This is a genomic window from Stenotrophomonas sp. YJH_SMC_57 (assembly GCF_059369755.1).
Genome location: NZ_JCAFSZ010000001.1, coordinates 374585 through 386797 on the forward strand (window position 1 = coordinate 374585; position 12213 = coordinate 386797).

Here is a 12213-nt window from a genome sequence, read left to right on the forward strand (position 1 = left end):
CAAGAGGGGGGACAAGGCGAGCCGGCAGCGTACAGCGCCACCGGCCCGGCGTGCTGATGCCAACCGGGCATCAGCTCATGCCGGACCGGCAGGGGCTTGCATCGGCTACGGTCATCACGCGAAGATAATATATCGCTTCATCCGGATGGATGTAAGTGAAACTATCTCCCCTTCCCCGTCGTCGTTGTTGCTGGAGCCCCCATGTCCGCCCGCCTGCCCGCGTCGCCGCTCGGCCTCGCCATTGCCCTCGCGCTTTCCTCCGCCGCTGTCCCGGCCCTGGCCCAGGACGCCACCAACCTCGACACGGTGATCGTCACTGGCACGCGTGCCGCCGACCGCACCGTGCTCGAATCCACCTCCCCGGTGGATGTGCTCACCGCCGAGGACATCCGCAAGGCCGGCGTGGTCAACGGTGAACTGGGCAGCGCGCTGCAGGCGCTGCTGCCGTCGTTCAACTTCCCGCGCCAGTCCAACTCCGGTGGCGCCGACCACGTGCGCGCCGCGCAGCTGCGCGGCCTGTCGCCGGACCAGGTGCTGGTGCTGGTCAACGGCAAGCGCCGCCACCACACCGCGCTGGTCAACACCGACAGCAAGATCGGCAAGGGCACCACGCCGGTCGACTTCAATTCGATCCCGGTCAGCGCGATCAAGCGCATCGAAGTGCTGCGTGACGGCGCCGGTGCGCTGTACGGCTCGGACGCCGTGGCCGGCGTAATCAACGTGATCCTCGACAACGGCGGCGACGGTGGCGAGATCGAAGCCAGCTACGGCGCCAACCACACCGACCTCAAGCCGATCGGACGCACCCTCACCGATGGCCAGACCGGCAACATCAGCGCCAAGGTCGGTACCGCGCTGGGCGAGGACGGCGGCTTCCTGCGCGTCGGCCTGGAGTACAAGCACCGCGACGGCACCAACCGCGCCGGCTTCGACCAGATTCCGCCGTGGGACCAGACCCCGGACAACCTGGCGTTGCAGGGCAAGCGCAACTACGTGCTGGGCGATGGCAAGAGCAAGGACATCAACCTGTGGCTGAACACCGAGATTCCGGTCGGCCAGACCTCGACCTTCTACGCGTTCGGCACCTTCAACCAGCGTGACACCGAAGGCGCGAACTACTTCCGCTATCCCGATGGCGATGCCAACTGGAAGCAGGTCTATCCGAACGGCTACCGGCCGATCTCCGAAGGCGAGAACCGCGATGTGCAGGCGGTGGCCGGCGTGCGCGGCCAGTGGGGCGAGTGGAGCTATGACGGCAGCCTGGATTACGGTCAGAACGACTTCACCTACCGCCTGCGTGATTCACTCAACGCGTCGCTGGGCCCGACCAGCCCGACCCGCTTCAAGACCGCTGACTACGAGTACGCGCAGACCGTGGGCAACCTCGACCTGAGCCGTGTGTTCACCCAGAGCGACAGCATCAGCCACACGCTCGGCCTGGGCGTGGAAGCGCGCCAAGAGCGCTACCAGACCCGCCCGGGTGACCCGGCCAGCTACGCTGCCGGCCCCTACACCGACCGCCCGACCGGTTCGCAGGCCGGTGGCGGCCTGACCCCGCAGGACGCGGCAAACCTGTCGCGCGACGTGGCCAGCGCCTATGCCAGCCTGTCCAGCCAGTTCGGCGAGAAGTTCTCCACCGACCTGGCTGCGCGCTACGAGCACAACGACGACTTCGGCGGCGAACTGACCGGCAAGCTCGGCCTGCGCTACGAATTCACCCCGGCGTTCGCCCTGCGCGGTGCTATTTCCAACAACTTCCGTGCGCCGTCGCTGGCGCAGATCGGCTACGAATCCACCTCCACCGGCTACAACGCCGGCGGCCAGCTGGTGCAGGGGCGCCTGCTGTCGGTCAACAATCCGATCGCGCGCGGCCTGGGTGCGCAGAACCTGAAGCCGGAAAAGTCGATCAACACCTCGCTGGGCTTCACCAGCCGCATCGGCGAGCACTTCGACCTGTCGCTGGACTTCTTCCAGATCGACATCGACGACCGCATCGCATTGTCGGAGAGCATCACCGGTGATGCACTGACCGACTACGTGGCGGCCAACTACGGTGTCAGCGGCCTGCAGAGCGCCAGCTTCTTCGTCAACGCCGCCGACACCCGCACCCGCGGCGCCGAACTGGTGAGCAACTGGCGCCAGTCGCTGGGCGATGGCCAGCTGTTGCTGACCGGCACCTACGCCTACACCAAGACCACGTTGAAGAACGTGCTTGCCACGCCGCCACAGCTGCGTGCACTGAGCCCGGACTACGTGCTGTTCGGCATCGAAGAGACCAATACGCTCACCGATGCCACGCCGCGCACGCGTGGCAGCGTCTCGGCGGCGTGGAGCAACGACCACTGGTCGCTGAGCACGCGGGTGAACCGCTACGGCAGCGCTACCCGCGTGTTCAACTTCGGTGATGGCTACATCCCGCGCCAGACCTACCAGGCCGAATGGCAGCTGGATGCGGAAGTGGAGTACCGCATCACCCCGCGCTGGAGCGTGGCCATCGGCGGCCAGAACCTGACCGACAACTACCCGGATCGATCCAACAGCGATATCCACTACTTCGGCAACCTGCCGTATGACGTGCTGTCGCCGATCGGCAGCAACGGCGCGTACTACTACGGCCGCGTCCGCTATACCTTCTGATTCACCAGCCCGGTAGTGCCGGCCGCTGGCCGGCAACCGCGAGGTGCATCCATGGGCCATGAAGTAGCCGGCCAGCGGCCGGCACTACCCCGATTCGTAGCCTGACCTCGACCCTACGTACACGCCCACGCTGGCAAGCTGGGCGTCATGGCTGAACCGCTCCCCCTGCGTCCGCCACCGCCCTTGCTGGACGACGCCTGTGCGTTGTTCCTCGATGTCGATGGCACCCTGATCGAATTCGCTGCACGCCCGGATGCCGTGCAGTTGCTGCCGGATGTGCGTGAAGCCATCGGCCGCATCAGCGACCGCCTGGAAGGTGCCGTGGCACTGGTCAGTGGTCGTCCGCTCGAACAGCTGGACCAGCTGTTTGCACCGTTGCAACTGCCTGCCGCCGGCCTGCATGGCCACGAGCTGCGCGGCGAGGATGGTCGTGTGCTGCGCGACGCACATGACGATGACACCGCCGAGTGGCTGCACGCCCTGCACCAGCAGGCAATGCGTTTCGCCCATGGCCATCCCGGCGTACTGGTGGAAGACAAGGGCGTCGGCCTGGCCCTGCATTGGCGCGGCGCTCCACACGCGGCCAGCGAGGTGCGTGCCTTTGCCGACCGCCACGTGCGCGGCCGTACCAGCTATCGCCTGCAGCCGGGCGACCATGTGGTCGAGTTCGTTCCGGTGGGTACCGACAAGGGCCGCGCGGTGCGCCGGATGATGCAGTACCTGCCGTTCCGCGGTCGCCTGCCGGTGTTTCTCGGCGACGACCTCACCGACGAATTCGGCTTCGACGCCGCCAACGGTCAGCATGGCTGGAGCGTGCTGGTGGGCGAACGTGAACCCAGCGCGGCGGTGTTCGCGCTGCCCGACATACGCAGCGTGCACGCCTGGCTGCGTGAGAATGCCTATTGACCCGGCCACCCCCACGGCCGCAACCGACGAGATGTACCGCGTGATGACCCAACCCGATCTTGATCTGGGCGTGGTCGGCAACGGCAGCTTCGGCGCCCTGGTCGACAAACATGCCCGCGTTGTGTGGAGCTGCCTGCCCACCTTCGATGGCGACCCCACCTTCTGCGCGCTGCTCGGCCCCAACCAGCAGACCGGTGGCGATTTCGCCATCGAACTGGAGGATTTCGCCAGCAGCGAGCAGGAGTACCTGACCAACACCGCGATCCTGCGCACCGTGCTGCGCGACGCGCACGGTGGTGAACTGGAAATCCTCGATTTCGCCCCACGCTGGCGCCAGAACGACCGCTTCTACCGCCCGGTCAGCCTGATCCGCCAGGTGCGCCCCTTGGCCGGCAGCCCACGCATCACCGTGCATGCGCGCCCTCTGGCGGACTGGGGTGCACGCGTGCCCGAGTCTACCTGGGGCAGCAACCACGTGCGATGGATCCTGCCCGAGCACGTGCTGCGGCTGACCACCGATGTGCCGGTTCGCTTCGTTCGCGAGGGCCTGCCATTCGTACTCAACCATCCCATCCACCTGATCCTGGGTGTCGATGAATCACTCAACCGCTCGATCAGCGGCTATGTGCAGGAAGCCTTCCAGCGCACCCGCGATTACTGGCGCGAGTGGGTGCGCTACCTGTCCATTCCGCTGGAATGGCAGGACGCGGTGATCCGCAGCGCGATCACCCTGAAGCTCTGCCAGTACGAGGACAGCGGCGCGATCATCGCGGCGATGACCACCTCCATTCCAGAGGCACCGGGCAGCGTGCGCAACTGGGACTACCGCTACTGCTGGCTGCGCGATGCCGCGTTCGTGGTGCGTGCGCTGAACCGCCTGGGCGCGACGCGCACGATGGAGCAGTTCCTCGGCTACATCTTCAACCTGGCCACCACCGACGGCACGCTGCAGCCACTGTACGGCATCGGCTTCGAGGCCAAGCTGGATGAGGACGAAGTGCCCAGCCTGTCCGGCTATCGCGGCATGGGCCCGGTGCGCCGTGGCAACCTGGCCTGGGTGCAGCGCCAGCACGATGTCTACGGCAGCGTGGTGCTGGCGTCCACGCAGCTGTTCTTCGATCGCCGCCTGCAGGACCCGGGCGACGCGCACACCTTCGCCCGCCTGGAACCCCTGGGCGAACAGGCCTTTGCCCTGCATGACGTACCCGATGCCGGCCTGTGGGAATTCCGCGGCCGCACCGAGGTGCACACCTACACCAGCGCGATGTGCTGGGCCGCCTGCGACCGCCTGTGCAAGATCGCCGTGCGCCTGAAGCGCGACGACCGTGCGCGTTACTGGCGCGAACGTGCCGACACCATCCATGCGCGCATCATGGCCGAATCCTGGAGCGAGGAACTGGGCCACTTCACCGATACCTTCGGTGGCCATCGCCTGGATGCCTCGCTGCTGCTGCTGGCCGACATCGGTTTCATCGATGCGCTGGACGCCCGCTTCATCGCCACCGTCGACGCCATCGGCCGCGACCTCAAACATGGCAATTCGCTGTACCGCTACGTTGCCCCGGATGACTTCGGCGAGCCGGAAACCAGCTTCACCATCTGTACGTTCTGGTACATCGACGCGCTGGCCGCGATCGGGCGCCTGGACGAGGCGCGCGCGATGTTCGAAACGCTGCTGAAACAGCGCAATCATCTGGGCCTGCTGTCGGAGGATCTTGCATTCGACAGTGGCGAGGCCTGGGGCAATTTCCCGCAGACCTATTCGCACGTCGGCCTGATCACCGCCGCGATGCGCCTGTCGCGGTCCTGGCAGGAGGCATCGTGAGTCGTCTTGTAGTGGTTTCAAACCGCGTGGCGGTGCCCGGCGAGAACCGTGCCGGCGGCCTGGCGGTCGGCCTGCTGGCCGCGTTGAAGGAACGCGGCGGCATGTGGTTCGGATGGAGCGGCAAGAGCGTGCGCGAGGGCAGTGGCACGCTGCACACGCAGAAGGACGGCGACATCGAGTTCGTCACCCTGGACCTGAGCAAGCGCGAGGTTGACGGTTACTACAACGGCTTCGCCAACCGCACGTTGTGGCCGCTGCTGCACTTCCGCCTGGACCTGGTCGACTACGACCGTGGCACCCGCGAGACCTACCACAAGGTCAACGCGCTGTTCGCCGACAAGCTCGCCCCGCTGCTGCGCGAAGACGACATCGTGTGGATCCACGACTACCACCTGATTCCACTCGGTGCGTTGCTGCGCGAACGCGGCATCGGCTGCCGCATCGGCTTCTTCCTGCACATCCCGATGCCCTCGGCCGACCTGCTGCAGGCCATGCCCGATCACCTGCGCCTGTTCTCTGCGCTGTATGCCTACGACCTGGTCGGCTTCCAGACCCAGCGCGACGCCGATCGCTTCCAGACTTACCTGCGCCTGTTCGGCGGTGGCCGCGTGCTCGACAACGGTGAACTGGAAGCCCCCGGCGGGCGCCGTTTCCGCGCGGCCGCCTTCCCGATCGGCATCGACACCGACCTGATCGCGCGCCAGGCCGGCACCGCCGCCACCAAAGCGGCGGTCAAGGACCTGCGCAACAGCCTGCGTGACCGCCAGCTGGCGATCGGTGTCGACCGCCTGGACTATTCCAAGGGCCTGCCCGAACGCTTCCTCGGCTTCGAGCGCTACCTGCAGCGCCATCCCGACCAGCGCGGCTCGCTGACCTACCTGCAGATCGCCCCGGTCTCACGCGGCGACGTCACCGAGTACCGGCAGCTGCGCAGCCAGCTGGAACAGATCGCCGGCCACATCAACGGGGGTCACGCCGAGCCGGACTGGACGCCGCTGCGCTACGTCAACCAGAACTTCACCCATGCCACCCTCACCGGCTTCTACCGGGCGGCGGCGGTGGGCCTGGTGACGCCGCTGCGCGACGGCATGAACCTGGTGGCCAAGGAGTACGTGGCCTCGCAGGACCCGGAGGATCCCGGCGTGCTGGTGCTGTCGCTGCTGGCCGGCGCCGCCGACGAACTCAAGCAGGCGTTGCTGGTGAACCCGCACGACCTGGACGGCGTCGCCGATGCCATCGCCACCGCGGCGACGATGTCGCTGCGCAGGCGCAAGGAACGTTGGCACGCGATGATGGACCACCTGCGCACCTACGACATCAACCACTGGCGGCGCAGTTACCTGGACGCACTGGAGAACTGATGGATTGCGCCACCAGTCCAGCCATGAAGCGACAGAAGAGCGCCATGTGCGCTCGCAGATTGTCGCTTTAAGCCCGAAAGTAGATGCACGTGAAACCATTCGCCGAACAGGAGAATGGGGCGCCTGCCCGTCCCTGCGGTCCCGGGCAGGCGTGTAAGGCTCGCGTCGCACAAGGCCTCATCGTGTCCTGCCGCACGCTCTGCGGCATCGCCCGCCGGAACGAAGGAGGCACCACCGCCAGCCTTTCACCATGCATTGACGCGCGCTCCCCAGAGTGGCGCCCCCAGAGCTATCGCAATCCGTCGCGCCTGCTGCGCGGCGCGACGCACATCACATTCCGGGGAGTCACTGCATGTCTGCGTACGACCGTTTCATCGAAGATGCCGCAACACGCCTGGAGCTGGGCCATCGCGCCCGCTGGGTGGTGGAGGTCATCAGCGTCTGGATAACCTCCCATCACCGGGGCCTGGACGGTCTGCAGCAGCGGTTTGAACAGGCAGGCCTGGCCTCCCGTTTTCATTCCTGGCGGCAACCGGCAGCGTTGCGGCTGCCCATCGTCGCCAGTGAGCTCGAACGCGCGCTGGGCGCACACACACTGGCCATGATCGCGCACCGTTGTGGCATGTCACCCGGTGCTTTCAGGGTGGTCGCCTGCCACCTTCTGCCCGGGGTGGTCACACTGATGGATGCGCCCGGCGGCCTGGTGCCTTCCCCCCATGTCCATCGCAGCATCGTGGGCCCATCGCCCCGGCGCATGACCGGCACGGTGCCATCGCGCGCGATGTATGGGATGGCCGTGCGCAGCCTGTTGTGGCTGCTGGCCATCGTCGTTGTCCTCGGCCTCACCACCTGGCTGCAGCTGAAGGCCCGCACGCCCCTGTGGACGGTGCCGGACATTCCGCTCGAACACGACGCCTACCTGTCCCTGCAGCAACACGGCACACAGATGCAGGTGCACGGCAACCTGCCCACCGAGGGGGAACGTCGCCGTATCTGGAGCGCGCTGTTGGCGGTACACGGCCGGCAGAACGTGCAGGGCGGGATAACGCTGGACCCACGCGCACGCGCGCCGCGGTGGCTGGATCGCCTGATTGCCGATCTTCCGCAGCTGCAGGGCGATGGGCTGCGGCTGGAGTTCGCCGGATCGCAGCTGCGCATCGACACCTCGCAGATGGAGGACGCGCAGCGGCTGGCCATCTCGCACAGGTTGCGCCAGGACTTCCCGGCGCTGGACATGGCGGGCTTGTGGGGGCCGGGACTGGCTGCGCTGGCGCAGCTGCCAGCGCACGCCGATCCCACACAGCGGATTGAAGCACTGAACCGGACCACCCTGAAGTTCCACGCCGGCACCGCTACGCTCACCGGCGACTCGCGGCAGACGATCGGCACCGTTGCCTCCGCACTGCGCGCAATCCCGGCCGGTGCACGCGTGGAGGTCGCCGCGCACACCGACAGCGCCGGTTCGGCCACAAGCAACCAGCAGCTCAGCCAGTTGCGTGCTGAGGCCGTGGCCCAGGCACTGCAGGAACAAGGGGTGGGCTCGGCCGCACTGGTTCCCACCGGCTACGGGCAGGAGCAGCCGATCGCCGACAACCGCAGCGATCACGGTCGTGCGCTGAATCGACGCATCAGCTACCGGCTGCTCGACTGAAAAAAGGGGACGGAGGGAATCAAGTCGTTCATGCATGAACGACTTGACTCCCTCCGTCCCCTTTTTGTTCAGTCCAGGAAGCGCGCGGCCTGTTCCGGCGCCGGCAGAAGGCAGGCGTCGTGGCGCCCGAACCAGCGGTAGCGGTTGCGCGCCAGCACGAGATAGGCCGCGTCGCGCCAGCGTCGCGGCACCCACTGCAGCACACCGCTCAGGCGCCAGGCGCCGCCCAACCCGGCCAGCACGCGCAGGATCGCGTCGGTGTCGGTCCATGCGCCCTGCGCATCCAGCAGCAGGAATGACCTGGGGTCCTGCGGATCCAGTCCATGCGCGCGCAGCAGCGCACTGCCCCGGGTACCCTGCATCGCCGCGAAGCGATAGCGCCCCTTGCGGTCGAAACGCAGCAGGAAGCGCACCCACCGGTTGCACAGCGCGCAGACACCGTCGAACACGATCACCGCGCCGTCGGCAGCGGTCTCACTGCGGTTCGAGCCAGCCTTCATAGCGGATCAGGGCTCCTGCCCAGGGCAAGGTCACATCAACCCGGAAAGTGTAACGCTGCCCCTGCCCCGCTTCGCGGCAGCGCACGCCGCCAAACCAGCGCGTGGGCAGCGGCAGCACCCCGAACGCCCACACCCGGCGCACCGACCAATCGATGCCGCCCTCGCGGGCCTGCAGGTCGAACTCGAAACGCACCGCGCCCAGCTGCTCACGCAGATGGCCCTCGTGCGCCCACAACCGCGACACCATCGGCCAGCGGCCGAACCGGCGTGCCCAGCGCTCGCCCTGCCCGTGTGCACTGAACGCCACTTCGGTCGGCAGCGCTTCGCCCTCCCTCGGCAACTGCGCCAGGGCGGCCAGCAGCGGCACCAGCCAGTGCCGTCCGCGCTCGATCCGCGCCTGCCCCACGTAGCGGCACGGCAACGCAGCGGCGTGCAGCGCCTGTACCGGCGGCGCCAGGGTGGCAAAAGCCGGCCCCAGCACGCGCGCGAACAGGGGCATGCTCAGCGCGCGATCCAGGCCAGCGTCGCCATGCGCCCGGTGCGACGGTCGCGCCTGTGCGAGTACAGGTCCGGGTCGGCCATGGTCGACACCGTGCCGCCATACACCTGCGCCGGGTCCATGCCGGCGGCCTGCAGCCGCTGGCGGGCCAGCGCGAACAGGTCAACCTTCCAGTGCCCGGGCCGGGTCGCCACGAAAGCCGCCTCCGCAGCCGGGTCATGCCCGACGAAAGCGTGGAAGACCTCCTCGCCGATCTCGTAGTCGGCCGGTCCCGCAGCCGGGCCCAGCCAGGCCCGCAGCTGCGCTGGCGGTGTCTGCAGGGCGGCCACGGTGGCTTCCAGCATGCCGTCGGCCAGCCCGCGCCAACCGGCATGGGCCGCGCCCACCTCGCTGCCATCGGCAGCGGCGAACACCACCGGCAGGCAATCCGCGGTCAGGATCGCCAGCACCACGCCCGGCACCGAAGTCACCGCGGCGTCGGCCACCGGCTCACTGGCGCCCGGCACCGGCGGCGCATCGAAGCGCAGCACGGTACTGCTGTGCACCTGGCGCAGCCAATGCGGCGCGGACGGCAGCGCCAATCCCTGCTGCAACAGCTGGCGGTTGTGCTCGACATTGGCCGGGGTATCGCCATCGGCCGCGTGCCGGTTGCCCAGGTTGAACTGCGCGAATGGCGCCGGCGAGATGCCCGCGCCATGCCGGCGCGTGGTCAGCGCATGGACGCCTGCTGGCGCTGGCCAGTCGGCCTGCAGCAACGGCAGCGCGGCCGCCATCACCAGCGGTCCCGCTCGCGTGCGGCGAAGGCTTCGCTGTCTTCGCGCAGCACCTTCATCAGGTGCAGCATGTCCTCCGGCACCGGCGCGGTGTTGCGCACCGGCTCGCCGGTGATCGGGTGGGTGAACTCCAGCGTTTCGGCATGCAGGGCCTGGCGCTTGAAGCCGCGCAGCGCGGCCACCAGCTCGTCGCTGGCGCCCTTGGGCAGCTTCAGCGCGCCGCCGTACAGCGGGTCGCCGATGATCGGGTGGCGCACATGCGCCATGTGCACGCGGATCTGGTGGGTACGCCCGGTTTCCAGGCGGCACTCCAACGCGGTGTGCGCACGGAAGCGCTCGCGCAGGCGGTAATGGGTGATCGCTTCCTTGCCGTCCTCGCGCACGGCCATCTTCAGGCGGTCGCGCGGGTGGCGGTCGATCGGCGCATCGGCCGTGCCGCCGGCCACCAGTGCGCCCATCACGATGGCCAGGTACTGGCGGTGCACGTCGCGCGCGGCCAGCTGCTCGACCAGCGCGGTCTGCGCTTCCAGGGTCTTGGCCACCACCATCACGCCGCTGGTGTCCTTGTCCAGGCGGTGCACGATGCCGGCGCGCGGCAGCACCGCCACCGACGGGTCGCGGAACAGCAGGGCATTGACCAGGGTGCCGCTATGGTTGCCCGCGCCGGGGTGGACCACCAGCCCGACCGGCTTGTTGATCACCAGCAGGTGCTCGTCCTCGAACAGCACGTCCAGCGGGATGTCCTCCGGCTGGGCGTCGGTCTGGGTCTCGAGCACCACGGTGAGGGTGACCACCTCGCCGCCGCGCAGCGGGTCGCGCGGGCGCACCTGGGCGCCATCCAGCAGGACGTCGCCCGCCTTGATCCACTCGGTCAGGCGCGAACGCGAGTATTCGGGGAACAGTTCGGCCACGACGGCGTCGAAACGACGGCCGGCCGCAGTGTCGGGGACGATGGCCTGGCGGGCCGATTCAGAGGGTTGTTCAGACATGGCAGGGGGCATTCTTTGAAATTTTGGGGTCCCGGCGGCCGGTTTCAGTCGCTGGACAGGACACTAGGCTATCATCGACCCTTCGTATTCCAGCCGCGTCCCGCCTCGACCCCATGATCCGACGCTCCGCCATGCTCTCTGCGCCCGTCCGCCTCACCGCCCTGCTGCTGGTGCTGGTCATCGCCGCCACCGGCTGCCACCGTGGCGCCAAGAAGGGCGATCGCCCCGATGAAGGGACGCCGGTCGAACAGTTGTACGAGAAGAGCCACAAGCTGATGCAGGGTGGCAACTGGAGCGGTGCTGAGACCAGCTTCCGCCGCCTGGTGGCCCAGTATCCGTACGGTCCCTATACCGAGCAGGCGATGATCGAAACCGCCTACGCCCAGTACAAGGCCGGCAAGCACGACGATGCGGTGTCCAGCATCGACCGCTTCATCCGCACCTACCCGACCCACCGCAACATCGCGTACCTGTACTACCTGCGCGGTCTTGCCAACTCCAACCGCAGTACGGTTTTCCTGCGCCGCGTATGGTCGCTGGACGCCAGCCGCCGCGACCTGTCCACGCCGCACCAGGCGTATTCGGACTTCAACATCGTGGTCGACCGCTACCCGAACAGCCGCTACGCCGCCGATGCGCGCAGCCGCATGCTGGAGCTGCGTGACGTGTTTGCCCAGCACGAGCTGGACAACGCCCTGTACTACATGCGCCGCGGCGCCTGGGTCTCGGCGGCCGGCCGCGCCAACTACCTGCTGGAAACCTACCCGCAGAGCGCGTTCCAGTACGATGCCGTCGCCGTCCTGGCCGATTCCTACACCCACCTGGGCAACAAGACCCTGGCCGACGACGCCCGCCGCGTCCTGCAGCTGAACCAGCCGGACCACCCGTGGCTGGAGGGCAAGTGGCCGAAGTACCCGTGGATGATCCGCAAGCTGAACCCGTTCGCCGGCGAGAAGTCCGCCAGCACCGGCCAGCGCAACGCGCGACTGGAAAAGAAATAAGAGAAAGGGCCCCGCAAGGGGCCCTCTTCTTTTCTAGCGGTAGTGCCGGCCGCTGGGCCGGCAACCGATGG

At 67.8% G+C, this 12213-nt stretch carries 10 protein-coding genes; 6 read left to right on the top strand and 4 right to left on the bottom strand.

Translation table 11 applies throughout. The features are described 5' to 3' along the window. Window positions 1-201: 201 nt before the first annotated feature. From AC5P7U_RS01615 to AC5P7U_RS01635, 5 genes are all read left to right on the top strand, one after another. Complete coding sequence (locus tag AC5P7U_RS01615; protein WP_414555087.1) at window positions 202-2637, top strand: TonB-dependent receptor plug domain-containing protein; 2436 nt, start codon at window positions 202-204, stop codon at window positions 2635-2637. Window positions 2638-2784: 147 nt separating this feature from the next. Then, window positions 2785-3543, top strand: coding sequence for a trehalose-phosphatase (otsB, locus tag AC5P7U_RS01620; protein ID WP_004154453.1), 759 nt, complete (start codon window positions 2785-2787; stop codon window positions 3541-3543). A gap of 43 nt (window positions 3544-3586) precedes the next feature. Then, entirely contained in the window at window positions 3587-5368 is a 1782-nt protein-coding gene (locus AC5P7U_RS01625) for a glycoside hydrolase family 15 protein (protein WP_133935409.1), read from the top strand. Then, complete coding sequence (gene otsA, locus AC5P7U_RS01630) at window positions 5365-6729, top strand: alpha,alpha-trehalose-phosphate synthase (UDP-forming) (RefSeq protein ID WP_495220731.1); 1365 nt, start codon at window positions 5365-5367, stop codon at window positions 6727-6729. Before AC5P7U_RS01625 ends, otsA begins: the two co-directional genes overlap by 4 nt. A 352-nt stretch (window positions 6730-7081) precedes the next feature. Continuing rightward, on the top strand, window positions 7082-8380 hold the full coding sequence (locus AC5P7U_RS01635) for an OmpA family protein (RefSeq protein WP_495220732.1): 1299 nt from the start codon (window positions 7082-7084) through the stop codon (window positions 8378-8380). A 68-nt stretch (window positions 8381-8448) separates the two neighbouring features. Here the strand turns inward: AC5P7U_RS01635 and AC5P7U_RS01640 are convergent, their stop codons facing one another. From AC5P7U_RS01640 to rluD, 4 genes are read right to left on the bottom strand one after another with little or no spacing between them, the layout of a single operon-like run. Next, entirely contained in the window at window positions 8449-8880 is a 432-nt protein-coding gene (locus tag AC5P7U_RS01640; protein WP_495220733.1) for a thiol-disulfide oxidoreductase DCC family protein, read from the bottom strand. Beyond that, window positions 8855-9379 (bottom strand): DUF4166 domain-containing protein, encoded by a 525-nt coding sequence (locus AC5P7U_RS01645; RefSeq protein ID WP_004154441.1) that lies wholly within the window; start codon window positions 9377-9379, stop codon window positions 8855-8857. The genes AC5P7U_RS01640 and AC5P7U_RS01645 overlap by 26 nt, the downstream gene beginning before the upstream one ends. 2 nt (window positions 9380-9381) lie before the next feature. Continuing rightward, on the bottom strand, window positions 9382-10152 hold the full coding sequence (gene pgeF / locus AC5P7U_RS01650) for a peptidoglycan editing factor PgeF (protein WP_197563583.1): 771 nt from the start codon (window positions 10150-10152) through the stop codon (window positions 9382-9384). Continuing rightward, window positions 10152-11141, bottom strand: coding sequence for a 23S rRNA pseudouridine(1911/1915/1917) synthase RluD (rluD, locus tag AC5P7U_RS01655; protein WP_080357259.1), 990 nt, complete (start codon window positions 11139-11141; stop codon window positions 10152-10154). The genes pgeF and rluD overlap by 1 nt, the downstream gene beginning before the upstream one ends. A gap of 113 nt (window positions 11142-11254) precedes the next feature. Here rluD and AC5P7U_RS01660 point away from each other — a divergent pair, with 113 nt between their 5' ends. Further along, a complete protein-coding gene (locus tag AC5P7U_RS01660) occupies window positions 11255-12142 on the top strand; it encodes an outer membrane protein assembly factor BamD (RefSeq protein WP_004154436.1) in 888 nt (295 codons plus the stop codon). Window positions 12143-12213: the final 71 nt, after the last annotated feature.

Coding starts and splice junctions, on each gene's coding strand:
- AC5P7U_RS01640 (WP_495220733.1), bottom strand. CDS start 8,880: ATGAAGGCTGGCTCGAACCGCAGTGAGACCGCTGCCGACGGCGCGGTG.
- AC5P7U_RS01635 (WP_495220732.1), top strand. CDS start 7,082: ATGTCTGCGTACGACCGTTTCATCGAAGATGCCGCAACACGCCTGGAG.
- AC5P7U_RS01625 (WP_133935409.1), top strand. CDS start 3,587: ATGACCCAACCCGATCTTGATCTGGGCGTGGTCGGCAACGGCAGCTTC.
- rluD (WP_080357259.1), bottom strand. CDS start 11,141: ATGTCTGAACAACCCTCTGAATCGGCCCGCCAGGCCATCGTCCCCGAC.
- pgeF (WP_197563583.1), bottom strand. CDS start 10,152: ATGGCGGCCGCGCTGCCGTTGCTGCAGGCCGACTGGCCAGCGCCAGCA.
- otsB (WP_004154453.1), top strand. CDS start 2,785: ATGGCTGAACCGCTCCCCCTGCGTCCGCCACCGCCCTTGCTGGACGAC.
- AC5P7U_RS01615 (WP_414555087.1), top strand. CDS start 202: ATGTCCGCCCGCCTGCCCGCGTCGCCGCTCGGCCTCGCCATTGCCCTC.
- AC5P7U_RS01660 (WP_004154436.1), top strand. CDS start 11,255: ATGATCCGACGCTCCGCCATGCTCTCTGCGCCCGTCCGCCTCACCGCC.
- AC5P7U_RS01645 (WP_004154441.1), bottom strand. CDS start 9,379: ATGCCCCTGTTCGCGCGCGTGCTGGGGCCGGCTTTTGCCACCCTGGCG.